Source organism: Pseudomonas graminis, assembly GCF_004364335.1.
Classification (GTDB): Bacteria; Pseudomonadota; Gammaproteobacteria; order Pseudomonadales; family Pseudomonadaceae; genus Aquipseudomonas; species Aquipseudomonas graminis_D.
The window spans coordinates 47,900-70,135 of sequence record NZ_SOCR01000004.1; the positions used below are offsets into that span (position 1 = coordinate 47,900).

The 22,236-nt window shown below is 59.9% G+C and carries 20 protein-coding genes; 16 read left to right on the forward strand and 4 right to left on the reverse strand.

The annotated features are described in order from the left end of the window. Window positions 1–5 precede the first annotated feature (5 nt). Window positions 6–368, reverse strand: a complete 363-nt coding sequence (locus EC919_RS07610) for an ArsC family reductase (RefSeq protein ID WP_133772712.1) — start codon at window positions 366–368, stop codon at window positions 6–8. A 254-nt stretch (window positions 369–622) separates the two neighbouring features. Here EC919_RS07610 and EC919_RS07615 point away from each other — a divergent pair, with 254 nt between their 5' ends. Continuing rightward, the gene (locus tag EC919_RS07615; RefSeq protein WP_133772714.1) at window positions 623–2,269 is read left to right on the forward strand and encodes a Na+/H+ antiporter; all 1,647 of its coding nucleotides are present in this window, start codon (window positions 623–625) and stop codon (window positions 2,267–2,269) included. Between the two features lie 30 nt (window positions 2,270–2,299). Here the strand turns inward: EC919_RS07615 and dapC are convergent, their stop codons facing one another. The 3 genes from dapC to map all read right to left on the reverse strand — a co-directional run bounded on the left by dapC (window position 2,300) and on the right by map (window position 7,145). Further along, window positions 2,300–3,496 (reverse strand): succinyldiaminopimelate transaminase, encoded by a 1,197-nt coding sequence (gene dapC, locus EC919_RS07620; protein WP_133772716.1) that lies wholly within the window; start codon window positions 3,494–3,496, stop codon window positions 2,300–2,302. 96 nt (window positions 3,497–3,592) lie between these two features. Next, window positions 3,593–6,292 (reverse strand): [protein-PII] uridylyltransferase, encoded by a 2,700-nt coding sequence (locus EC919_RS07625; RefSeq protein WP_133772718.1) that lies wholly within the window; start codon window positions 6,290–6,292, stop codon window positions 3,593–3,595. A 70-nt stretch (window positions 6,293–6,362) separates the two neighbouring features. Continuing rightward, the gene (gene map / locus EC919_RS07630; protein ID WP_133772720.1) at window positions 6,363–7,145 is read right to left on the reverse strand and encodes a type I methionyl aminopeptidase; all 783 of its coding nucleotides are present in this window, start codon (window positions 7,143–7,145) and stop codon (window positions 6,363–6,365) included. Between the two features lie 338 nt (window positions 7,146–7,483). On the opposite strand from map, the gene rpsB reads away from it, so the two are divergent. From rpsB to rnhB, 15 genes are all read left to right on the forward strand, one after another. After that, complete coding sequence (gene rpsB / locus EC919_RS07635; protein WP_133772722.1) at window positions 7,484–8,224, forward strand: 30S ribosomal protein S2; 741 nt, start codon at window positions 7,484–7,486, stop codon at window positions 8,222–8,224. A 187-nt stretch (window positions 8,225–8,411) separates the two neighbouring features. Continuing rightward, a complete protein-coding gene (gene tsf, locus EC919_RS07640; protein WP_133772724.1) occupies window positions 8,412–9,275 on the forward strand; it encodes a translation elongation factor Ts in 864 nt (287 codons plus the stop codon). A 220-nt stretch (window positions 9,276–9,495) separates the two neighbouring features. Beyond that, window positions 9,496–10,239, forward strand: coding sequence for a UMP kinase (gene pyrH / locus EC919_RS07645; protein WP_037014256.1), 744 nt, complete (start codon window positions 9,496–9,498; stop codon window positions 10,237–10,239). Continuing rightward, window positions 10,236–10,793, forward strand: coding sequence for a ribosome recycling factor (frr, locus tag EC919_RS07650; protein WP_065989845.1), 558 nt, complete (start codon window positions 10,236–10,238; stop codon window positions 10,791–10,793). Before pyrH ends, frr begins: the two co-directional genes overlap by 4 nt. 16 nt (window positions 10,794–10,809) lie before the next feature. Then, complete coding sequence (gene uppS / locus EC919_RS07655; protein ID WP_133772726.1) at window positions 10,810–11,565, forward strand: polyprenyl diphosphate synthase; 756 nt, start codon at window positions 10,810–10,812, stop codon at window positions 11,563–11,565. Continuing rightward, on the forward strand, window positions 11,565–12,383 hold the full coding sequence (locus tag EC919_RS07660) for a phosphatidate cytidylyltransferase (RefSeq protein ID WP_133772728.1): 819 nt from the start codon (window positions 11,565–11,567) through the stop codon (window positions 12,381–12,383). Before uppS ends, EC919_RS07660 begins: the two co-directional genes overlap by 1 nt. Then, entirely contained in the window at window positions 12,380–13,570 is a 1,191-nt protein-coding gene (gene ispC, locus EC919_RS07665) for a 1-deoxy-D-xylulose-5-phosphate reductoisomerase (protein WP_133772730.1), read from the forward strand. Before EC919_RS07660 ends, ispC begins: the two co-directional genes overlap by 4 nt. Window positions 13,571–13,657: 87 nt before the next feature. Beyond that, the gene (rseP, locus tag EC919_RS07670; RefSeq protein ID WP_133772732.1) at window positions 13,658–15,010 is read left to right on the forward strand and encodes an RIP metalloprotease RseP; all 1,353 of its coding nucleotides are present in this window, start codon (window positions 13,658–13,660) and stop codon (window positions 15,008–15,010) included. Between the two features lie 75 nt (window positions 15,011–15,085). After that, window positions 15,086–17,458, forward strand: coding sequence for an outer membrane protein assembly factor BamA (gene bamA / locus EC919_RS07675; RefSeq protein ID WP_133772734.1), 2,373 nt, complete (start codon window positions 15,086–15,088; stop codon window positions 17,456–17,458). A 46-nt stretch (window positions 17,459–17,504) separates the two neighbouring features. Further along, a complete protein-coding gene (locus tag EC919_RS07680) occupies window positions 17,505–18,008 on the forward strand; it encodes an OmpH family outer membrane protein (RefSeq protein WP_037014235.1) in 504 nt (167 codons plus the stop codon). A 4-nt stretch (window positions 18,009–18,012) separates the two neighbouring features. After that, on the forward strand, window positions 18,013–19,068 hold the full coding sequence (gene lpxD, locus EC919_RS07685) for a UDP-3-O-(3-hydroxymyristoyl)glucosamine N-acyltransferase (RefSeq protein WP_133772736.1): 1,056 nt from the start codon (window positions 18,013–18,015) through the stop codon (window positions 19,066–19,068). A gap of 112 nt (window positions 19,069–19,180) precedes the next feature. Next, window positions 19,181–19,621 (forward strand): 3-hydroxyacyl-ACP dehydratase FabZ, encoded by a 441-nt coding sequence (gene fabZ, locus EC919_RS07690; RefSeq protein ID WP_037014232.1) that lies wholly within the window; start codon window positions 19,181–19,183, stop codon window positions 19,619–19,621. After that, entirely contained in the window at window positions 19,618–20,394 is a 777-nt protein-coding gene (gene lpxA / locus EC919_RS07695) for an acyl-ACP--UDP-N-acetylglucosamine O-acyltransferase (protein WP_133772739.1), read from the forward strand. The genes fabZ and lpxA overlap by 4 nt, the downstream gene beginning before the upstream one ends. Window positions 20,395–20,396: 2 nt before the next feature. Further along, window positions 20,397–21,533 (forward strand): lipid-A-disaccharide synthase, encoded by a 1,137-nt coding sequence (gene lpxB / locus EC919_RS07700; RefSeq protein ID WP_133772741.1) that lies wholly within the window; start codon window positions 20,397–20,399, stop codon window positions 21,531–21,533. Between the two features lie 11 nt (window positions 21,534–21,544). Further along, window positions 21,545–22,186 carry a ribonuclease HII gene (rnhB, locus tag EC919_RS07705; protein ID WP_122622967.1) on the forward strand — a complete coding sequence of 214 codons (642 nt, stop codon included), beginning with the start codon at window positions 21,545–21,547 and terminating at the stop codon, window positions 22,184–22,186. Window positions 22,187–22,236: the final 50 nt, after the last annotated feature.

The following is a 22,236-nucleotide window of genomic DNA, read 5'->3' on the forward strand; positions in this document are numbered from 1 at the left end:
CTCAATCAGGCGATAGCCGCAGCGTACAGTTCGGGTTTGAAGCCAATCAGAGTTTTGTCGCCAAGATCCAGCACCGGGCGCTTGATCATCGAGGGCTGAGCGAGCATCAGCTCAATGGCCTTTTCCTGATCGAGATCGGCTTTCTGCGCCTCGTCCAGTTTGCGAAAGGTCGTGCCGGCTCGGTTGAGTACCGTCTGCCAGCCGTGCTCGTTGCACCAACGGGTCAGGTGGTCGCGGTCGATGCCCTGTGTCTTGTAGTCGTGGAAGTCGTAATTCACCGATTTTTCATCGAGCCAGGTGCGCGCCTTCTTCATTGTGTCGCATGCCTTGATCCCAAACAGGTGCAACGTGTGGGTTTCCTTGGCCATGGGCCTGCTCCTTTCGGGACGGTTGAAAAAAACGGTGGAGGATTATGCCACGTACACGCCGGCTAAGCGCGGCGGGCCGACGCTTTGTCTATTTGCCTCGGGTTTACGCGCCCTGTCTGGCGGCGACGGCGGTTGCCCGCTAATGAGCTATCAGGAACCCATGACCGTTGCAGCCGCTAAGATGGGCACTTTGCCGGACGCATCGGGTCTGTTGCCGATGTCTGTCATGTGTCACACGTTTGGGAGATCACGCCATGCAAACAGCCTATACCGTCCTCATCTTATTGACGCTGGTAGGTGTCTCGCGATTGCTGGCCCGGGTGATTCCGCTGCCGTTGCCGCTGGTGCAGATCGCCGCTGGCGCCTTGCTCGCCTGGCCGACGCTAGGGCTGCACGTGGCGCTCGACCCTGAGCTGTTCCTGTTTCTGTTCCTGCCGCCCCTGCTGTTCTCCGATGGCTGGCGGATGCCCAAGCGTGATCTCTGGCGCTATCGCGGGGCGATTCTTACCCTTGCGATAGGCTTGGTGATTTTCACTGTGATCGGCGCCGGTTACTTCATCCACTGGCTGCTGCCTTCCATTCCCTTGCCGGTCGCCTTCGCCTTGGCGGCCGTGCTGTCTCCGACCGACGCCGTGGCGGTCTCGGCCATCGCCCAGGACCGGCTGCCCGCGCCGATCATGCGCATGCTCCAGGGCGAGGCGTTAATGAATGACGCGACCGGCCTGGTCACCTTCAAGTTTGCCCTGGCAGCCGCCATCACCGGGGTGTTCTCGCTTACCGATGCGAGCCTGAATTTTGTGTTGGTGGCGTGCGGCGGTCTGGCCGTGGGCGTCGCGCTCAGCTGGGTGGTGGGGCGTCTGCGCAGCCGGATGATCACCCGGGGCTGGGATGATCCGGCGACCCACGTGGTGTTCATGTTGCTATTGCCGTTTGCCGCTTACGTCCTGGCCGAGCGGCTTGAGCTGTCCGGAATTCTCTCGGCGGTGGCGGCGGGGATGATGCAGAGCTGGGTCGATCTACTGCCCCGCCAGACCAGCACCCGACTGCTCAATCGCAGCGTTTGGACCCTGTTGGAATTTGCCTTCAACGGCTTGATCTTCCTGCTGCTGGGTTTACAACTGCCGGACATCATCACCGCCGTCACCCACCATGAAGCGACTCTGTGGCCGACCCTGTTGTGGCGCTGCCTTGATGTGCTGGCGATCTTCGTGGTGCTGGCGGCGTTGCGTTATATCTGGGTGCAAAGCGTCTGGCGGTTGATGATCCAGATCCGGCGCTGGCGTGGCAGGGGTGACGGAACCCTTGATCTGTCGACTCGCTCGTCATTGCTGCTGACCGTGGGCGGGGTGCGCGGTGCCGTCACGCTTGCGGGTACGTTATCGGTGCCGCTTCTGATCAGCGCGGGCGTCGACTTCCCCGAGCGTGACTTGCTGATTTTCATTGCTGCGGGGGTGATCCTGCTGTCGCTGGTGTCGGCGAGCATTGGCTTACCGTTGCTCTTGCGTGGGCAGGTGAGTGAGCCAGACCTGCGCATGAAGCGCGAAGTGAGGGACGCCTGGAAGCGCACGGCGCAGGCGGCGATTCAGACACTGGAGAATGAGGCGATCCCTGCCGCGACGGATTCGCCCGATGCCGCGCAGGCGGTGCTCGCCATGGAAGTGAAGGCGCGGATCATGTCCGAATACCGCCAGCGTCTGGATATCTTCAACGACACCGCCGAAGCCCAGGCTTTAGCGTTCCAGATGGATCAACTGGAGAAACGCATGCGCCTCAACGCCCTGCGTGCCCAGCGTCTGGAGCTTTACAACCTGCACCGTCATCACCAGATTGGCGATGACGTGCTGCGCCTGGTGCTGGCGGAACTGGATCTCAACGAAGCCAATCTGGGTCTGGCTCACTGAGGCGAGAATCTGGCCTGAACGCGCCAGGGATCAACGGCTCGTCACAAAATCCCGGATGCGCTGTGCGGCTTCGATGCACTCGGCCAGCGGCGCAACCAGTGCCATGCGTACACGCCCGGCGCCGGGATTGAAATCGTCGACATCCCGGGACAGGTATGACCCCGGCACCACCGTCACGTGTTCGGTGACGAACAGATCCCGGCAGAATTTCGCATCGTCAGTTCCGACGCTTGGCCATAGATAGAAGCCGCCGTCTGGCCGCTGCACGTCCATGACCGGGCTGAGGATTTCCAGCACGGCTTCAAACTTTTCCCGGTACAGCGTGCGGTTGGCGCGCACGTGTTCTTCGTCGCTCCAGGCCGCGATGCTCGCCAGTTGCGTCTGCACCGGCATCGCGCAGCCGTGGTAGGTGCGATAGAGAAGAAACGCCTTGAGAATGTCGGCATCGCCCGCCACGAAACCCGAGCGCAGGCCCGGCAGGTTCGAGCGTTTGGACAGGCTGTGGAACACCACGCAGCGCTTGAAATCCTGACGACCCAGTTCGGCGCAGGCGCTCAGCAGACCGGCCGGCGGAGTGGCTTCGTCGAAATACAGCTCGCTGTAGCACTCGTCCGCCGCGATCACGAAATCGTGCTTGTCGGCCAGGGCGATGAGCTTCTTCAGGGTTTCCAGCGGGATCAGCGCACCGGTCGGGTTGCCCGGCGAGCACAGAAACAGTATTTGGCAGCGGTCCCAGACATCAGCGCTGACGGCGTCGAAATCCGGGTTGAAACCGTGCTCGGCCAGGCACGGCAGATAGTGCGGGGTAGCGCCGGCCAGAAACGCCGCGCCTTCGTAGATTTGGTAGAACGGGTTGGGGCTGATCACCAGGCCGTTGTCAGCGCGATTGACGACCGTCTGGGTAAAGGCAAACAGCGCCTCGCGGGTGCCGTTGACCGGCAACACATGTTTGGTTGCATCCAGCCAGCCGGCCGGCACGCTGAAACGGCGCTCGCACCAGTTGGCGATGGCTTCACGCAGCGCAGGAATCCCGGCCGTGGTCGGGTAGACCGCCATTTGATCGAGGTTGTCGGCCAGCGCCTTGGCGACGAATTCCGGCGATTTGTGCTTGGGTTCGCCGATCGACAGGGCGATCGGACGTTTGTCCGGATTCGGCGTAACGGCACCGAGCAACGCGCGAAGTTTCTCGAAAGGGTAGGGCTGAAGCTGCTGCAGGGCGTTATTCATGTCGAATCGTTCTCAAGGCTGGGCGCCCGCACTCGTGTTCACGATGTGGCAGGGCGCCGTTGTATCAAGTCGTTAAGTCGTGCCGTCCTGGCCTGTTCAGATACTGATGCGCAACTCGCTGCCGGGCTCGGGATTGACGCTGAGCTGCTCAACGATTTCATCCTGCAAGCGTCGACACAGTTGCGGATCGGACAGCGGCTGGTGGTTTTCATCGGTCAGGAAGAACACGTCTTCCACGCGCTCACCCAGCGTGGCGATCTTGGCGTTCTGCAATGACAGGTCGAACTCCAGGAAGATCTTGCCCAGTCGCGCCAGCAGCCCGGGGCGATCCGGCGCGCTGAGCTCCAGCACCGTGACCGGCCGCTGTGCGTCGTTGGAAATCGTCACCACGGGCGCAAAGGCAAAGTGCTTGAGCTGACGCGGTACCCGGCGCTTGATGATGGTCGGGTAATCGTCGGGGTTGCGCAGCGCCTCGGTCAGGCCCTCGCGAATGGCCTTGATGCGCTCCGGATTGTCGCCGATCGAGCCGCCTTCACTGTCGAGCACGATGTAAGTGTCGAGGGTGAACTGGCTGGTAGAGGTGATGACCCGGGCGTCGTGAATGTTCAGGTTCAGCTGATCCATTGCCGCCACGGTCACGGCGAAGAAGTCGTGCTGGTCGGGCGCATAAATGAAGATCTGCGTGCCGCCTTCGAACTCCCGCTGGGTGGTTTCCTTGATCAGCACCAACGGGCCGCCATCGGCTGGCTGCTGCAAAATCGCGTCGCTGTGCCAGGCCACGTCGCCTGCGGTGTGACGCAAAAAGTAGTCGTCGCCCAGCTGTGACCACAATTGCTCGACGTCATCGGGGTCGGTGCCGCTGCGCACCAGAATGTCCAGCGCAGCGGTTTGCGTGCGACGGATCTGCTCTTCGCGGTCGACCGGGTTCTCCAGCCCACGCTTGAGCGCGCGCTTGGTCTCGGTGTACAGCTGGCGCAACAGGCTGGCACGCCACGAGTTCCACAGCGTCGGATTGGTCGCGTTGATGTCGGCGATGGTCAGCACGTAGAGATAGTCCAGATGCACTTCATCGCCGACGAACTGGGCGAAGTCGTGAATCACCTGCGGGTCGGACAAGTCCTTGCGCTGGGCGGTGGTCGACATCACCAGATGGTTCTGGACCAGCCAGACAATCAGCTGGGTGTCCCAGTGGGGCAGGTGATGACGAATGCCGAACGCTTCGGCATCGATCGCGCCCAGTTCCGAGTGATCACCGCCGCGGCCCTTGCCAATGTCGTGGTAAAGGCCGGCCAGATAAATAAGCTCGGGCTTGGGCAGTCTGGCCATGAGCTTGCTGGCCAGCGGGAATTTCTCTGACACCTGCGTGTATTGCAGCTTACGCAGGTGCTTGATCAGGTTCAGCGTGTGGGCATCGACCGTATAGATGTGGAACAGGTCGTGTTGCATCTGCCCGACGATATGGCCGAACTCCGGCAGGTACAGCCCGAGAATGCCATAACGGTTCATCCGCCGAAGATTGCGATGAATGCCGATCTCGCATTTGAACAGCTCGATGAACAGGCTGGTGTTGCGGATATCATTGCGGAAATCGTCGTTGATCAGATACCGGTGTTCCCGCAGCAGCCGGATGGTGTCGGCCCGCACGCCCTTTATCTCCGGGCGCTGCGCCATCAGCACAAAGATCTCGATCATCGCGAACGGCGTACGCTTGAACACGTTCGGATGGGTCGCTTCGATGTAGCCGTCATGCAGCTGGAAGCGCGAGTTGATGGTCTCGGTGACCGTGCCTTCGTCGTCCGCGAGAATCACTTCTTCGAAGTGCTGGATGATCAGGTCGCTGAGCTGCGCAATGCTCATGACCTCCCGGTAGTACTTCTGCATGAAGCGCTCGATGGCCAGTTTGGCGTCGCTGTCTTCGTAACCCAGCAGGCGCGCAATGCTGGTCTGGTAATCGAACAGCAGACGGTCTTCGGAACGCCCGGCGAGCATGTGCAGGGCGTAGCGAACCTTCCAGAGAAATTCCTGAGAGGACGCCAGCAGTGCGTTTTCGCTCTCCAGCAGAAAACCTTCGTCGGCCAGTGCGTGCAGGTTCAGCGTGCCGTACTGGCGACGGGCAACCCAGAGAATGGTCTGAATATCCCGCAGCCCGCCGGGCGAGCCTTTGACGTTGGGCTCGAGGTTGTACTCGGTGTCGAAATATTTGTGATGGCGGTTCTTCTGCTCGGCGCGTTTGGCCAGGAAGAACTCCTTGCTCGGCCACATTTCGCGGGTGCTGGTGACGGCGAGCATGCGCTGACGCAGTCGCTCGGGACCGGCAATTGTGCGGCTCTCCATCAAATTCGTGATGACGGTCAGATCGGCCCGGGCCTCGGTGACGCATTCGTCCACCGAGCGCACGCTTTGACCGACTTCCAGGCCGATGTCCCACAGCAGCGTCAGAAAACGCTCGATGGAATCGCGGAAAACTTCATGGTCGGCGCTGTCCAGCAGGATCAGCAGATCGATGTCGGAGTAGGGGTGCAGTTCGCCGCGACCGTAGCCGCCGACCGCCAGCAAGGCGATGTCGGCGTCTTCGCTCCAGTCGAACTGATCCCAGGCCTGCTGCAGGATGTTATCGACGAACCATGCACGGTCCTCGATCAGCCGGCGAATCTCCCGGCCCGACTTGAAGCGTCCGTCCAGCACTTCGCGCGCTTGACGAATGGCTTTCTTGAAGGCGGGTATGGGGCTGGCCTTCAGTGCCAGCTCGGCCTGAAACTGGCCGCGATCGAACAAATCTGGGTCCACCTGCGGCATCGAACTGCTTTCCTTCTATCTATACCGATCGTGCTGGCTGTACCGACCACAATGGCGAATGATTTCGCGATCAGGCCGAGGTGCGGGCGATGGTGTCATCGCTGCGCAGGGTGAAGATTTCGTAGCCGGTCGCGGTCACCAGAATGGTGTGCTCCCACTGTGCCGACAGCTTGCGATCCTTGGTGATGGCTGTCCAGCCGTCGCCGAGCAGGCGCGTGTCGGCCTTACCCTGATTGATCATCGGCTCGATGGTGAAGGTCATGCCTTCTTTGAGCTCCATGCCGTCGCCGGCCTGACCGTAGTGCAGCACTTGAGGCTCTTCGTGGAAGACCCTGCCAATGCCGTGGCCGCAGTATTCGCGGACGACCGAGAAGCCGTTTTTCTCGGCGTGCTTCTGGATCACTTCGCCGATATCGCCCAGGTGCGCGCCGGGCTTGACCACTTCGATGCCTTTATAGAGGCACTCTTGGGTGACGCGGGACAGGCGCTCGGCCCACTCAGGCACTTTGCCCACGTGAAACATCTTGCTGGTGTCACCGTGGTAGCCGTCCTTGATGACGGTCACGTCGATATTCAGCACGTCGCCATTCTTGAGCGGCTTCTCGTTCGGGATACCGTGGCAGACCACATGGTTAATGGAGGTGCAGATGGATTTCGGGAAACCCTTGTAGTTCAGTGGCGCCGGAATGGCCTTCTGCTCGTTGACGATGTAGTCGTGGCAGATGCGGTCCAGTTCTTCGGTGGTCACGCCCGGCTTTACATGGGCGCCAATCATTTCCAGCACATCGGCAGCCAGGCGGCCGGCAATTCGCATCTTCTCGATGTCTTCGGGGGTTTTCAGTGTCACGGTCATTAAACAGGCTCTCTCGGCGCGGCGCAGCCACGGCTTGATACGGAAAAACGCGATTCTACCAGACCGTTGTCAGGCGGGTTATCATCGCGTCCTCCCTCGGCGCGGGCAGGCCGTCCGACCACCTGCACGAGGGGGGCAAAAGCGTCGGAAAAACAGGCTCTTATTTCGAGTTCCGTTATTCAGTTTTTTGTGATATAAAATGCGCCGCTTTACGGGGTCTGCCCCGAAAGCTCTAACCCACACACGTGTCGACACGATGACCTGGGTGCCTTCGGCTCAAGCCGCTGGTTGGTCATTGGGATACGTGGAGGCCTAACCCGACTTATCAAGGAACTATCATGTCCCAAGTCAACATGCGCGATATGCTGAAGGCCGGTGTGCACTTCGGTCACCAGACCCGTTACTGGAACCCGAAAATGGGTAAATACATTTTCGGCGCGCGCAACAAGATCCACATCATCAACCTTGAAAAAACCCTGCCTATGTTCAACGAAGCTCTGACTTTCGTTGAGCGCCTGGCTCAGGGCAAAAACAAGATCCTGTTCGTCGGCACCAAGCGTTCCGCTGGCAAGATCGTTGCTGAAGAAGCAGCACGTTGCGGTTCGCCGTACGTCGATCACCGCTGGTTGGGCGGCATGCTGACCAACTTCAAGACCATCCGCGCTTCCATCAAGCGTCTGCGTGATCTTGAAATCCAGGCAGAAGACGGCACCTTCACCAAGCTGACCAAGAAAGAGGCGCTGATGCGTACTCGCGATCTGGAAAAGCTGGATCGTAGCCTGGGTGGTATCAAGGACATGGGCGGTCTGCCAGACGCTCTGTTCGTTATCGACGTTGATCACGAGCGCATCGCGATCACCGAAGCCAACAAGCTGGGTATCCCGGTCATCGGCGTTGTCGACACCAACAGCAGCCCTGAAGGCGTTGACTACATCATCCCGGGCAACGATGACGCAATCCGCGCCATCCAGTTGTACATGGGTTCGATGGCTGACGCTGTGATCCGCGGTCGCAACAACAATGGCGGCGGCACCGACGTTTACGCTGAAGAAGTTCCAGCGGCAACTGTTGAAGGCTGAGTAACAAACGCCTGGCGTTGACTCAGTACGCAAAAAGGGGGCTTGGCCCCCTTTTTGCCACCTCGAAAACCATCTGACGTTGCCATCGATCTTATTGTCATGTGCAGCAGTCACCATGGATTTTCAAGAATTTGAACGCCCGTATTGCGGGTGGAATGGTTGAAGACCTATCCAAGAGGATTTTGAAATGGCAGAGATTACTGCAGCGTTGGTCAAAGAACTGCGCGAGCGTACCGGCGAAGGCATGATGGATTGCAAAAAGGCCTTGACCAAGGCTGGCGGCGACATCGAAAAAGCCATCGACGATATGCGTGCTTCGGGCGCAATCAAGGCAGCCAAAAAAGCAGGCAACGTTGCTGCTGAAGGCGCCATCTCCATCAAGGACGACGGCAAAGCCGCAGTCCTGATCGAAGTCAACTCCCAGACCGACTTCCTGGCTCTGCAGGACGACTTCAAGGCATTCGTTGCTAAGAGCGTCGAGAAAGCTTTTGCTGACAAGCTGACCACCGTTGAGCCTCTGGTTGAAGCGATGGAAGCTGATCGTCTGGTGCTGGTCGGCAAGGTTGGCGAGAACGTCAACATCCGTCGTCTGGCGCGCATCGAAGGCGACGTGCTGGGTTCGTACCTGCACGGCAACAAGATCGGCGTGGTTGTCGTTCTCAAGGGCGGCGATGCAGAGCTGGCGAAAGACATCGCCATGCACGTAGCGGCTACCAACCCTGAGTTCCTGCTGCCTTCGGACGTTTCGCCAGAAGCGATCGAGCGCGAGAAGAATGTCTTCATGCAATTGAACGAAGACAAGCTGAAAGGCAAGCCTGCTGAAATCGCCGAGAAGATGGTTGGCGGCCGTATCAGCAAGTTCCTGGCTGAAGCAAGCCTGGTCGAGCAAGCGTTCGTCAAGAACCCGGAAGTTAAGGTCGGTGAGCTGGCCAAGAAAGCCGGCGCTGAAATCGTTTCGTTCACCTACTTCAAAGTAGGCGAAGGCATCGAGAAGCCAGTCGACAACTTCGCTGAAGAAGTCGCTGCTCAAGTAGCCGCAAGCAAGCAATAAGACGGTTTCCAACTGTCGCCCCGAAGAGGCTGCCCGCTAACGCGCGCAGCCTCTTTGTCAAAGCGGTATGCGGAATTGTCATTGCTGCACTGAATTTGTTTTTGCAGGGGGTTGGGCCTACCAGGCTGCATTTCCCTGAAGCAGTGACCTAGAGTGAGCGCAGGCCGAAACGGCCCGCAACTCGAACGATTTTTTTCAAACGCCGCAGGAGAGATTCGCAATGGCTCAGCAGGGCAGTGGCTATCAAGCTCGCTATAAACGCATTCTACTCAAGCTCAGCGGCGAGGCCCTGATGGGGTCGGAAGAGTTCGGCATCGACCCCAAGGTGCTTGATCGCATGGCGCTGGAAGTCGGTCAACTGGTCGGCATCGGCGTTCAGGTCGGTCTGGTCATCGGTGGCGGTAACCTGTTCCGCGGCGCAGCGCTGAGCGCGGCCGGCATGGATCGGGTCACGGGTGACCACATGGGCATGCTGGCCACCGTGATGAACGCGCTGGCCATGCGTGACGCGCTGGAGCGAGCCAATATCTCGGCCATCGTAATGTCAGCCATTTCCATGGTGGGCGTGACCGATCACTACGACCGTCGCAAAGCCATGCGTCACCTCAACGCCAAGGAAGTCGTGATCTTCGCGGCCGGTACCGGCAATCCGTTCTTCACTACGGATTCGGCGGCTTGCCTGCGCGCGATCGAGATCGACGCTGATGTCGTGCTGAAAGCAACCAAGGTCGATGGTGTGTACACTGCCGATCCATTCAAGGACCCGCATGCCGAGAAGTTCGATCGTCTGACCTATGACGAAGTGCTGGATCGCAAGCTGGGTGTAATGGATCTGACAGCCATCTGTCTGTGTCGTGACCACAAGATGCCACTGCGTGTCTTCAATATGAACAAGCCCGGCGCCCTGCTGAACATTGTGCATGGCGGCGCGGAAGGTACTTTGATCGAGGAAGGCGAACAATGATCAACGAAATCAAGAAAGACGCTCAAGAGCGGATGAAAAAATCCCTTGAGTCCCTGGCCCATGCATTCGGCCAGATCCGTACCGGCAAGGCGCACCCGAGCATTCTCGGCAGCGTGATGGTGCCGTACTACGGTTCCGACACCCCGTTGAGCGGCGTCGCCAACGTGACCGTGAAGGACTCCCGTACGCTGCAGGTCGTGGCGTTCGAGCGCAACATGCTTTCTGCGGTCGACAAGGCCATTCAGAGTGCTGGCCTGAACCTCAACCCGACCAACCTGGGCGAGATGCTGTTGATCTCCATGCCTGCCCTGACGGAAGAGACCCGCAAGGGCTTTACCAAGCAGGCGCGCAGCGCCGCAGAAGACGCCCGCGTTGCCGTGCGTAACATCCGCCGTGACGCGTTGGGTGAACTGAAGAAGCTGGTCAAGGACAAGGAAATCAGTGAAGACGAAGAGCGCCGCGCCGCTGCCGACATCCAGAAGCTGACGGACAAGGCTGAGGCGGACATCGACGCCGCGACCAAGTCCAAAGAAGCGGACCTGATGGCCGTATAAGGGCCGGGAAGCTTTCATGGATAAGACAAAGCTGGCCGCGCCGGGATCGGTGCCGCGTCATGTCGCGATCATCATGGATGGGAACAACCGCTGGGCCAAGAAGCGCCTGCTACCGGGTGTAGCAGGCCATAAGGCCGGCGTGGACGCTGTTCGTGCGGTGATTGAAGTCTGCGCCGAGGCCAAGGTCGAGGTGCTGACTCTGTTCGCGTTCTCCAGCGAAAACTGGCAGCGTCCGGCGGAAGAGGTCGGCGCGCTGATGGAGTTGTTTTTCACGGCGCTGCGTCGCGAGACCAAGCGCCTGAACGAGAATGGCATCAGCCTGCGCATCATCGGCGACCGTTCGCGGTTTCACCCCGAGCTTCAGGCTGCCATCCGCGAAGCCGAGCAGCGCACGGCTGAAAACAGCCGCTTCGTTCTGCAGATCGCCGCCAACTACGGCGGTCAGTGGGATATCGCGCAGGCTGCCCAGCGGCTGGCCCGTGAAGTTCAGGCGGGCCATCTGCGTCCGGAGGACATCACCCCGGAGCTGCTGCAAACGTGCCTGGCCACGGGCGACCTGCCGTTGCCCGACCTGTGTATCCGCACCGGCGGCGAGCACCGCATCAGCAATTTCCTGCTCTGGCAGCTGGCCTATGCCGAGCTGTATTTCTCCGACCTGTTCTGGCCGGACTTCAAACACGATGCCATGCGCACTGCGCTGGCCGATTTCGCTTCTCGCCAACGCCGCTTCGGGAAAACCAGCGAGCAGGTAGAAGCTGGAGCCCGCGCTTAATGCTCAAACAACGAATCATCACTGCGCTGATCCTCGCGCCGCTGGCCCTGTGCGGTTTCTTCCTCCTGGCAGGCGGCAGCTTCGCGTTGTTCATCGGCGCGGTCGTCGTGCTCGGCGCCTGGGAATGGGCGCGTCTTTCCGGCTTCGAAGCGCAATCGGCCCGCGTTCTGTACGCCGTGGTGGTCGCTGCGCTGCTGTTTCTCTTGTACCTGTTGCCCGACCTCGCGCCATGGTTGCTGGTGGCGGCGCTGATCTGGTGGCTGGTGGCAACCTGGCTGGTGCTCACTTATCCCGCGTCCAGCGAGCATTGGTCCAGTGCCATCTGCAAACTGCTGATCGGTTTGCTGATACTGCTGCCGGCATGGCAGGGGCTGGTGCTGATCAAGCAAATGCCGCTGGGCAACTGGCTGATCCTGTCGGTGATGATTCTGGTGTGGGGCGCCGACATCGGCGCCTACTTCTCTGGCAAGGCATTCGGCAAGCGCAAGCTGGCGCCGAAGGTCAGCCCGGGCAAAAGCTGGGAAGGCCTTTATGGTGGTCTGGCGGCGTGCCTGGTGATCACTGCGGCGGTGGGTGTCTACCGCGGCTGGTCACTGGGCGAAATCATCTTCGCTCTGGTATGTGCAGCCATTGTCGTGCTGATCTCGGTCGTTGGTGATCTCACCGAAAGCATGTTCAAGCGCAAATCCGGGGTCAAGGACAGCAGCAATCTGTTACCGGGTCACGGCGGCGTGCTGGATCGTATCGACAGTTTGACTGCCGCCATCCCGGTATTCGCCTTGCTGCTCTGGGCTGCCCAGGACTGGGGCGTAATGTGAGTACGCCTCAGCTCATTACCGTGCTTGGCGCAACGGGTTCGGTGGGTTTGAGCACGCTGGACGTCATCGCGCGGCATCCCGCGCGTTACCAGGTGTTTGCCCTGACGGGTTACACGCGTCTGGCCGAGCTGTTGGCGTTGTGCGTTCGTCACACCCCCCAGTTCGCCGTGGTGCCGACGACGGCCGCCGCCCGCCAGTTGCAGGACGACCTGCGCGCAGCCGGTCTCGATACCCGCGTGCTGGTGGGGGAGGGCGGGCTCTGCGAAGTGTCTGCTCACCCTCTGGTGGATACCGTGCTGGCTGCCATCGTCGGTGCCGCCGGTTTGCGCCCGACCCTCGCCGCGGTCGAGGCGGGCAAGAAAGTTCTGCTGGCCAACAAGGAAGCGCTGGTCATGTCCGGCGCCTTGTTCATGCAGGCCGTTCGCCGCAGTGGCACGGTGCTGCTGCCGCTCGACAGTGAGCACAATGCGATCTTCCAGTGCCTGCCCCGTGACTACGAAAGCGGTCTCGGGAAGGTCGGCGTCAGACGTATTCTGTTGACCGCATCCGGTGGCCCGTTCCGGCAGACGCCGCTGGCCGAGCTGGAACATGTCTCCCCGGATCAGGCCTGTGCCCATCCCAACTGGTCCATGGGTCGCAAGATTTCCGTTGATTCCGCCAGCATGATGAACAAAGGCCTTGAGCTGATCGAAGCATGCTGGTTGTTCGACACGACGCCCGCGCGGATCGAGGTGGTGATTCACCCTCAGAGCGTGATCCATTCGATGGTCGATTACGTCGACGGTTCGGTGCTGGCGCAGTTGGGTAATCCCGACATGCGTACCCCGATTGCCCACGCACTGGCCTGGCCCGAGCGCATCGACTCAGGTGTCGCCCCGCTGGATCTGTTCAGCATCGCGCGGCTGGACTTCGAAGCACCGGACGAAGTGCGCTTCCCATGCCTGCGTCTGGCGCGGCAAGCTGCCGAGGCGGGCGACAGTGCGCCTGCCGTGCTGAACGCGGCCAATGAAGTTGCGGTGGCTGCGTTTCTGGACAAGCGCATTCGCTATCCGGAGATCGCGAGTATGATCGACGAGGTTTTGAACCTTGAACCTGTTGTCGCCGTGTCCCAGCTGGAGACGGTGTTCGAGATCGATGCACGTGCCCGCGCGCTGGCCGGGCAATGGCTGGATCGCAATGGCCGCTAGGCAGTCGGTCCCGGCAGTAATGTTTTCTATGATTCGCAGGCAATGTGGGCTTCAACGCACCGCTAGATCGGTACCCGGAGAGCAGCGATGAGCGCGCTATACATGATTGTCGGCACCCTGGTTGCGCTGGGCGTGCTGGTGACGTTTCACGAATTCGGTCATTTCTGGGTGGCGCGTCGCTGTGGCGTCAAGGTCCTGCGCTTCTCGGTGGGCTTCGGCATGCCGTTGCTGCGCTGGAGTGACCGCAAGGGCACCGAATATGTCGTCGCGGCGATTCCGCTCGGTGGCTACGTAAAAATGCTCGACGAACGGGAGGGCGACGTTCCCCCCGAGCTGGCTGATCAGTCATTTAACCGCAAGTCGGTTTATCAGCGCATCGCCATCGTGATCGCCGGCCCGGTTGCCAACTTTTTGCTGGCAATTGTATTTTTCTGGGTACTCGCCATGCTGGGTAGTCAGCAGGTTCGGCCCGTCGTGGGCGGTGTCGAGCCGGGTAGTATTGCGGAAAAGGCCGGGCTGGGTTCCGGTCAGGAAATTGTCTCGGTTGATGGTGAGGCCGTTACCGGATGGGCGGGTGTGAACCTGCAACTGGTGCGGCGCCTGGGTGAGAGCGGCAGCATCGCGTTGAAGGTCCGTGAGCAAGGTTCCGACGTGGAAACGCCGCGTTCGCTGGTGCTCAGCGACTGGTTGAAGGGCGCAGCCGAGCCGGACCCGATTCGCTCGCTGGGTATTCGCCCGTGGCGTCCGGCCCTGCCACCGGTTCTGGCAGAACTCGATCCTAAAGGGCCCGCTCAAGCCGCCGGATTGAAAACCGGTGACCGCCTGCTGGCGCTTGATAACGAGCCTGTCGACGAATGGCAGAAGGTCGTGGACTGGGTTCGTGTCCACCCCGATACCCGGATTTCAGTGCGCGTCGAGCGTGACGGCGCGCCGCTGGATGTTCCCGTCGATCTGGTGAAACATGGTGAAGGCACTGCGGCGACCGGGTATCTCGGTGCCGGCGTGAAAGGCGTCGATTGGCCGCCGGAGATGTTGCGCGAGGTCAGCTACGGCCCTGTAGCCGCCGTGGCAGAAGGCGCGCGGCGTACCTGGACCATGAGCGTGCTGACCCTCGATTCGCTGAAGAAAATGTTGTTCGGCGAGCTCTCGGTAAAAAACTTGAGCGGACCGATAACCATTGCTAAAGTGGCGGGCGCTTCGGCCCAGTCAGGCGTAGGTGACTTCCTGAATTTCCTCGCTTATCTGAGCATAAGCCTGGGCGTTCTCAATTTGCTGCCCATACCCGTGCTGGATGGGGGGCACTTGCTGTTTTATCTGATCGAGTGGGCGCGTGGTCGACCACTGTCAGAGAAGGTGCAGGGCTGGGGGGTTCAGATCGGTATCAGTCTGGTGGTTGGAGTGATGTTGCTCGCACTGGTCAACGATCTGGGACGACTGTAAAAGCTACGCCGAATTGTGAATCTGCCGCATTTTGCGGCAGTTTGTTTATTGCCAGTTGGAATAAGAAAGGACTTCATGAAACGTCTGCTGCTAACTGCGGTTCTTGCCGTACTGATGATCGCCGAAGTTCACGCCGAGTCCTTCACTATCTCCGATATCCGTGTCAACGGTCTGCAGCGGGTTTCCGCCGGCAGCGTGTTTGGCGCGCTGCCGTTGAACGTGGGTGAACAGGCCGATGATGGGCGTCTTGTCGACGCAACTCGCGCGCTGTTCAAAACCGGATTTTTCCAGGACATCCAGCTGGGCCGCGACGGTAACGTCCTGGTCATCACAGTTGTCGAGCGTCCGTCGGTTTCGAGTATCGAGATCGAAGGCAACAAAGCGATCACCACTGAGGACCTTATGAAAGGTCTGAAGCAGTCGGGTCTGGCAGAAGGCGAAATCTTCCAGCGCGCCACGCTGGAAGGCGTGCGCAACGAGCTGCAACGTCAGTACGTTGCACAGGGCCGCTATTCCGCAGAAGTTGCCACTGAAGTCGTGCCGCAGCCGCGTAACCGTGTGGGTCTGAAGATCAACATCAACGAAGGCGCGGTCGCCGCCATCCAGCACATCAACGTGGTGGGTAACTCGGTTTTTCCTGAAGACGATCTGGTTGATCTCTTCGAGCTGAAAACCACCAACTGGCTTTCTTTCTTCAAGAACGATGACAAGTACGCCCGTGAGAAACTCTCCGGCGACCTGGAACGTCTGCGTTCGTACTACCTCGACCGCGGCTATATCAACATGGATATCGCCTCGACCCAGGTGTCCATCACGCCCGACAAGAAAAGCGTGTACATCACCGTCAACATTCATGAAGGCGAGAAGTACAGCGTCAAGTCGGTCAAGCTGAGCGGTGACCTCAAGGTTCCTGAAGATCAGGTCAAGTCGCTGCTGCTGGTCAAGCCGGGCCAGGTGTTCTCCCGCAAGGTGATGACCACCACGTCCGAACTGATCACCCGCCGCCTGGGTAACGAGGGTTACACCTTCGCCAACGTCAACGGCGTTCCGACACCGAACGATGAAGACCACACGGTCGACATCATGTTTGTCGTCGATCCGGGCAAGCGCGCGTATGTCAACCGCATTAACTTCCGTGGCAACACCAAGACGGCGGACGAAGTGCTGCGTCGCGAAATGCGCCAGATGGAAGGCGGCTGGGCATCCACTTACCTGATCGACCAGTCCAAGACCCGTCTTGACCGTCTGGGCTTCTTCAAGGAAGTGAACGTCGAAACCCCGGCGGTGCCTGGCACCGACGATCAGGTTGACGTGAACTACGCCGTTGAAGAGCAGGCGTCCGGTTCGATCACCGCCAGCGTTGGCTTTGCGCAGAGCGCCGGTCTGATCCTCGGTGGCTCCATCAGCCAGAACAACTTCCTGGGTACGGGTAACAAGGTCACCATCGGTCTGACCAAAAGCGAATACCAGACCCGTTACAACTTCAGCTATGTCGATCCGTACTTCACCCCGGACGGCGTGAGCCTTGGCTACAGCGCGTTCTACCGCAAGACCGACTACAGCGACCTCGACGTCGACGTGGCGAGCTACTCGGTCGACAGTCTGGGTGGCGGCATCAACATGGGCTACCCGATCAGCGAGACCTCTCGCCTGAACTTCGGCCTGTCGGTACAGAAAGATGAAATCAGCACCGGTAAGTACACCGTTGATGAGATCTTCGATTTCATCGACAAAGAAGGCGACAGCTTCACCAACTTCAAGGCATCGGTGGGCTGGTCCGAGTCGACGCTGAATAAAGGCACACTGCCGACCCGTGGCAGCTCCCAGAGCCTGACCCTGGAAACCACTATTCCAGGCAGCGACCTGTCGTTCTACAAGCTTGATTATCGCGGTCAGCTGTTCCACCCGATCACCAATAACTACACCCTGCGTTTGCACTCGGAGTTGGGTTACGGTGACGGTTATGGTTCAACGTCCGGTCTGCCGTTCTATGAGAACTACTACGCCGGTGGCTTTAACTCGGTGCGTGGCTTCAAGGACAGCACCCTGGGCCCTCGCAGTACGCCGAGTAACGGTAAGCGTGGCACCACCTCAGATCCCGATCAAGATCCGCTGCCGTTCGGTGGTAACGTCCTGATCACCGGCGGTGCAGAAATCCTGTTCCCGCTGCCGTTCATCAAGGATCAGCGTTCGCTGCGTACCTCGGTTTTCTGGGACGTGGGTAACACCTTTAATACCAACTGCGGGTCGCAGAAGACCACGCTCGACGGCCAAAAAGTCGAATGCAACGGCCCCGATCTGTCCGGTCTGGCCAGCTCCGTCGGTGTCGGCGTGACATGGGTCACTGCGTTGGGTCCGTTGAGTTTTGCCCTGGCGATGCCGGTCAAGAAGCCGGACGACAGCACCGAAACCCAGGTCTTCCAATTCTCTCTCGGTCAGACCTTCTAAGGGCCTGATCACTGCTAACGACAACGGATTCTGTAGGAGTTACATCGTGCGTAAGTTGACCCAATTGGCATTGCTGGCAACGGTTCTGATCGCAGGCCCGGCATTTGCTGACATGAAAATCGCAGTACTGAACTACCAGATGGCCCTGCTCGAATCCGACGCAGCCAAGCGGTACGCAGTGGATGCAGAGAAAAAATTCGGTCCTCAGTTGACCAAACTGAAGGCTCTGGAAAGCAGTGCCAAAGGTATTCAGGATCGTCTGGTCGCCGGTGGCGACAAAATGGCCCAGCCTGAGCGCGAGCGTCTGGAGCTGGACTTCAAGCAAAAGGCCCGTGACTTCCAGTTTCAGTCCAAAGAGCTGAACGAAGCCAAGGCTGTTGCTGACCGCGACATGCTCAAGCAACTCAAGCCGAAGCTGGACCAGGCGGTAGAAGAAGTCATCAAGAAAGGCGGCTTTGACCTGGTGTTCGAGCGCGGTGCCGTGATTGACGTCAAGCCGCAATATGACGTCACTCGCCAAGTTATCGAGCGCATGAATCAGCTGAAGTAAGTTAATGACCGCGATCATCACACTCGGCCAATTGGCCGAGTTCCTCGGCGCCACCTTGCGTGGCCCGGCGGACAAGCAAATCACAGGACTGGCAACCTTGCAGGAAGCCGGTCCTGATCAGGTCAGCTTTCTGGCCAATCCTCAGTACCGAAAATTCCTCGCGACCACCCAGGCCGCTGCCGTGCTGCTCAAGCCGGCGGATGCAGAAGAGTACGCCGCTGACGCATTGCTGGTGCCTGATCCGTATCTGGCCTACGCCCGTATTTCCCATCTGTTCGATCCCAAGCCCAAGGCTGCCGTTGGTGTACACCCGACGGCCATAGTGGCGCAGGATGCGTTCGTCGACCCGGCGGCCAGCGTTGGCGCTTATGCGGTCATCGAGAGCGGCGCACGGATTGCGGCCGGCGTGACCATTGGTGCGCATTGCTTCATCGGTGCCCGCAGCGTGATTGGCGAGGGCGGCTGGCTTGCCCCGCGCGTCACGCTCTATCACGACGTCCGTATCGGGCAACGCGTGGTCATTCAGTCCGGTGCGGTACTGGGCGGCGAAGGTTTTGGTTTTGCCAACGAGAAGGGCGTCTGGCAGAAGATTGCGCAGATTGGCGGCGTGACCATCGGTGACGATGTCGAGATTGGCGTGAACACCGCCATCGACCGCGGCGCCATGGATGACACCCGCATCGGCAATGGCGTGAAGCTGGATAACCAGATTCAGATCGCTCACAACGTTCAGATCGGTGATCACACAGCCATGGCAGCGTGCGTCGGCATTTCAGGTAGCGCCAAGATCGGCAAGCATTGCATGCTCGCAGGCGGTGTCGGGCTGGTGGGCCACATCGAGATTTGCGACGGGGTTTTCGTCACCGGCATGACCATGGTCACCCGGTCGATCACCGAGCCAGGCTCGTATTCGTCGGGGACGGCGATGCAGCCGGCGGCGGAGTGGCGCAAGAGCGCGGCACGCATGCGTCATCTCGATGACATGGCGCGACGCCTGCAGCACCTGGAAAAGATTGTCGAGGCAGTGACCTCAGGCGGTAAAGCTTCATCTGATGGCTGATACTTTTTTCTTATCAAGCGTGCACAGCCGATAAACTGCCTCCTTGATTTGCTAGAGGAGTGACGCGCGTTAGTCGCGCCCTCCCACTCTTTACTACAGGCTTCCTTTCGAAATGATGGACATCAACGAAATCCGCGAATATCTGCCGCACCGTTACCCGTTCCTGCTTGTGGACCGTGTGGTGGAGCTGGATGTCGAGACCAAGAGCATTCGTGCCTACAAGAATGTCAGCATCAACGAGCCTTTCTTCAACGGTCACTTTCCTCAGCACCCGATCATGCCGGGCGTGCTGATCATTGAGGCCATGGCTCAAGCTGCCGGCATCCTTGGCTTCAAGATGCTCGATGTGAAGCCTGCCGATGGCACCCTGTATTACTTCGTCGGCTCCGACAAACTGCGCTTCCGCCAGCCGGTGCTGCCGGGTGATCAGCTGATCCTCGAAGCGAAGTTCCTGAGCTGCAAGCGGCAGATCTGGAAGTTCGAGTGCCAGGCATCGGTTGATGGCAAGCCGGTGTGCTCGGCTGAAATCATCTGTGCGGAACGCAAACTATGAGTTTGATTGACTCTCGCGCAATCATCGATCCGACGGCCGTGCTGGCTGACAATGTGGAGGTCGGCCCATGGTCGATCGTCGGACCTGGTGTGGAAATCGGCGAGGGTACAGTGATCGGTCCGCATGTGATCCTGCGCGGGCCGACCAAAATCGGCAAACACAACCACATCTACCAGTTTTCTTCGGTAGGTGAGGACACGCCTGATCTGAAATACAAAGGTGAAGCGACGCGTCTGGTGATCGGTGACCACAACGTCATCCGCGAAGGCGTGACGATCCACCGCGGCACCATTCAGGACCGTGCGGAAACCACCCTCGGTGACCACAACCTGATCATGGCCTACGCCCATATCGGTCATGACAGCGTCATCGGCAATCACTGCATTCTGGTCAACAACACCGCTTTGGCCGGCCACGTGCACGTGGATGACTGGGCGATTCTGTCCGGGTTCACCCTGGTGCATCAGTACTGCCACATCGGCGCGCACAGCTTTTCCGGGATGGGCACTGCCATTGGCAAGGACGTCCCTGCGTTCGTCACCGTATTTGGCAATCCGGCCGAAGCCCGCAGCATGAACTTCGAAGGCATGCGCCGTCGCGGCTTCTCCGAGGACGCGATCCATGCGCTGCGTCGCGCCTACAAGACCGTCTACCGTCAGGGCCTGACCGTAGAACAGGCGATCGTCGAGCTGAGCGAACCTGCTGCACAGTTTCCTGAAGTCGAGCTGTTCCTCAAGTCCATCCAGTCCTCGACCCGCGGCATCACCCGCTGACCATGGCTCGTCTGCGTATTGCGCTGGTGGCCGGTGAGGCCTCCGGTGACATTCTCGGCTCCGGCCTGATGCGTGCGATCAAGGTGCGGCATCCAGACGCCGAGTTCATCGGTGTCGGCGGGCCGCTCATGGAAGCCCAGGGCATGACGTCGTATTTTCCGATGGAGCGCCTTTCGGTCATGGGCCTCGTGGAAGTGCTGGGCCGCCTGAAAGAGCTGCTCGCCCGTCGCAAGTTGCTGGTTCAGACCCTTATCGATGAAAAGCCGGACGTGTTCATCGGCATCGATGCGCCCGACTTCACCCTCAACATCGAGCTCAAGCTGCGTCAGGCCGGGATCAAGACCGTTCATTACGTCAGCCCCTCCGTGTGGGCGTGGCGTCAGAAGCGTGTTCTGAACATCCGCGAAGGCTGCGACCTGATGCTGACATTGCTGCCGTTCGAGGCTCGTTTCTATGAAGAGAAGGGCGTGCCGGTGCGCTTTGTCGGGCATCCGTTGGCCGACACCATCCCGCTGCAAGCGGATCAACGGGCCGCGCGCGCTGAGCTTGGCTTTGGCGAAGGCCCGGTGGTTGCGTTGATGCCGGGCAGTCGCGGTGGCGAAGTCGGGCGACTGGGTGCCCTGTTTTTCGATGCGGCGCAGCGTCTGCTGTCCGCGCGTCCCGACATCCGTTTTGTGCTGCCGTGTGCCAGCCCTCAGCGCCGTGAACAGATCGAGCAACTGCTGCAAGGGCGTGAACTGCCGCTGACCCTGCTCGACGGCCAGTCTCACCTGGCGCTGGCCGCCTGCAATGCCGTGCTGATCGCTTCCGGGACCGCGACCCTCGAAGCGCTGTTGTACAAACGACCGATGGTGGTTGCCTATCGTCTGGCGCCACTGACTTACTGGATACTCAAGCGGATGGTGAAAAGCCCGTACGTGTCGCTGCCGAACCTGCTGGCCCAGCGCTTGCTGGTCCCGGAGCTTCTGCAGGAAGCGGCGACCGCCGAGGCCCTGGCGCAGACGCTGTTGCCGTTGCTGGACAACGGCGACGCACAGACGGCCGGCTTCGACGCGATTCACCGAACCTTGCGTCGCGATGCCTCCAATCAGGCCGCCGAAGCGGTGTTGAACCTGATTGGCGCAACGCCTTCACAATGAGCAGGCAATCAATGCAAATGGGTCTGGACTTCAATCTTGTCGAGGATCTGGTCGCCGGTGTCGACGAAGTCGGCCGCGGCCCACTGTGTGGTGCCGTGGTCACCGCCGCGGTCATTCTCGATCCCAAGCGCCCGATTCTGGGCCTGAATGATTCGAAGAAACTCACCGAAGCCAAGCGCGAAAGGCTGTTCGACGAGATCTGCGAGAAGGCGCTGTGCTGGCACATCGCGCGGGCTGAAGTCGAAGAGATCGATGAGCTGAATATTCTCCACGCCACCATGCTGGCGATGAAGCGTGCGGTTGAAGGCTTGATCATCACTCCCAAGCTGGCGCTGATCGATGGCAACCGCTGCCCGCAGCTGTCGGTGCCCAGCGCGCCCGTCATCCAGGGCGATGCCCACGTGCCGGCCATTGCCGCCGCCTCGATTCTGGCCAAGGTCAGTCGCGACCGGGAAATGGCGCGCATGGAGCTGCTTTACCCGGGCTATGGCATCGGCGGCCATAAAGGTTATCCCACGGCTGTGCACCTTGAAGCGCTGGCGCGTCTGGGGCCTACGCCCATTCACCGGCGTTCCTTCGGTCCGGTCCGTCAAGCCTGGGCGGCGCGGGACATGATGGTCTCTACCGGCTTCATGTCGCTGCCACTCAGTTGATAGCAGGCTGATGTTTTCCTGAATGGCCGGTACAATCCGGCCTTCGTTTT

What these genes read in the sequence shown, in the direction of transcription:
- EC919_RS07610 (WP_133772712.1), bottom strand. Translation starts at nt 368, where the DNA reads ATGGCCAAGGAAACCCACACGTTGCACCTGTTTGGGATCAAGGCATGC.
- EC919_RS07615 (WP_133772714.1), top strand. Translation starts at nt 623, where the DNA reads ATGCAAACAGCCTATACCGTCCTCATCTTATTGACGCTGGTAGGTGTC.
- dapC (WP_133772716.1), bottom strand. Translation starts at nt 3,496, where the DNA reads ATGAATAACGCCCTGCAGCAGCTTCAGCCCTACCCTTTCGAGAAACTT.
- EC919_RS07625 (WP_133772718.1), bottom strand. Translation starts at nt 6,292, where the DNA reads ATGCCGCAGGTGGACCCAGATTTGTTCGATCGCGGCCAGTTTCAGGCC.
- map (WP_133772720.1), bottom strand. Translation starts at nt 7,145, where the DNA reads ATGACCGTGACACTGAAAACCCCCGAAGACATCGAGAAGATGCGAATT.
- rpsB (WP_133772722.1), top strand. Translation starts at nt 7,484, where the DNA reads ATGTCCCAAGTCAACATGCGCGATATGCTGAAGGCCGGTGTGCACTTC.
- tsf (WP_133772724.1), top strand. Translation starts at nt 8,412, where the DNA reads ATGGCAGAGATTACTGCAGCGTTGGTCAAAGAACTGCGCGAGCGTACC.
- pyrH (WP_037014256.1), top strand. Translation starts at nt 9,496, where the DNA reads ATGGCTCAGCAGGGCAGTGGCTATCAAGCTCGCTATAAACGCATTCTA.
- frr (WP_065989845.1), top strand. Translation starts at nt 10,236, where the DNA reads ATGATCAACGAAATCAAGAAAGACGCTCAAGAGCGGATGAAAAAATCC.
- uppS (WP_133772726.1), top strand. Translation starts at nt 10,810, where the DNA reads ATGGATAAGACAAAGCTGGCCGCGCCGGGATCGGTGCCGCGTCATGTC.
- EC919_RS07660 (WP_133772728.1), top strand. Translation starts at nt 11,565, where the DNA reads ATGCTCAAACAACGAATCATCACTGCGCTGATCCTCGCGCCGCTGGCC.
- rseP (WP_133772732.1), top strand. Translation starts at nt 13,658, where the DNA reads ATGAGCGCGCTATACATGATTGTCGGCACCCTGGTTGCGCTGGGCGTG.
- bamA (WP_133772734.1), top strand. Translation starts at nt 15,086, where the DNA reads ATGAAACGTCTGCTGCTAACTGCGGTTCTTGCCGTACTGATGATCGCC.
- lpxD (WP_133772736.1), top strand. Translation starts at nt 18,013, where the DNA reads ATGACCGCGATCATCACACTCGGCCAATTGGCCGAGTTCCTCGGCGCC.
- fabZ (WP_037014232.1), top strand. Translation starts at nt 19,181, where the DNA reads ATGATGGACATCAACGAAATCCGCGAATATCTGCCGCACCGTTACCCG.
- lpxA (WP_133772739.1), top strand. Translation starts at nt 19,618, where the DNA reads ATGAGTTTGATTGACTCTCGCGCAATCATCGATCCGACGGCCGTGCTG.
- lpxB (WP_133772741.1), top strand. Translation starts at nt 20,397, where the DNA reads ATGGCTCGTCTGCGTATTGCGCTGGTGGCCGGTGAGGCCTCCGGTGAC.
- rnhB (WP_122622967.1), top strand. Translation starts at nt 21,545, where the DNA reads ATGCAAATGGGTCTGGACTTCAATCTTGTCGAGGATCTGGTCGCCGGT.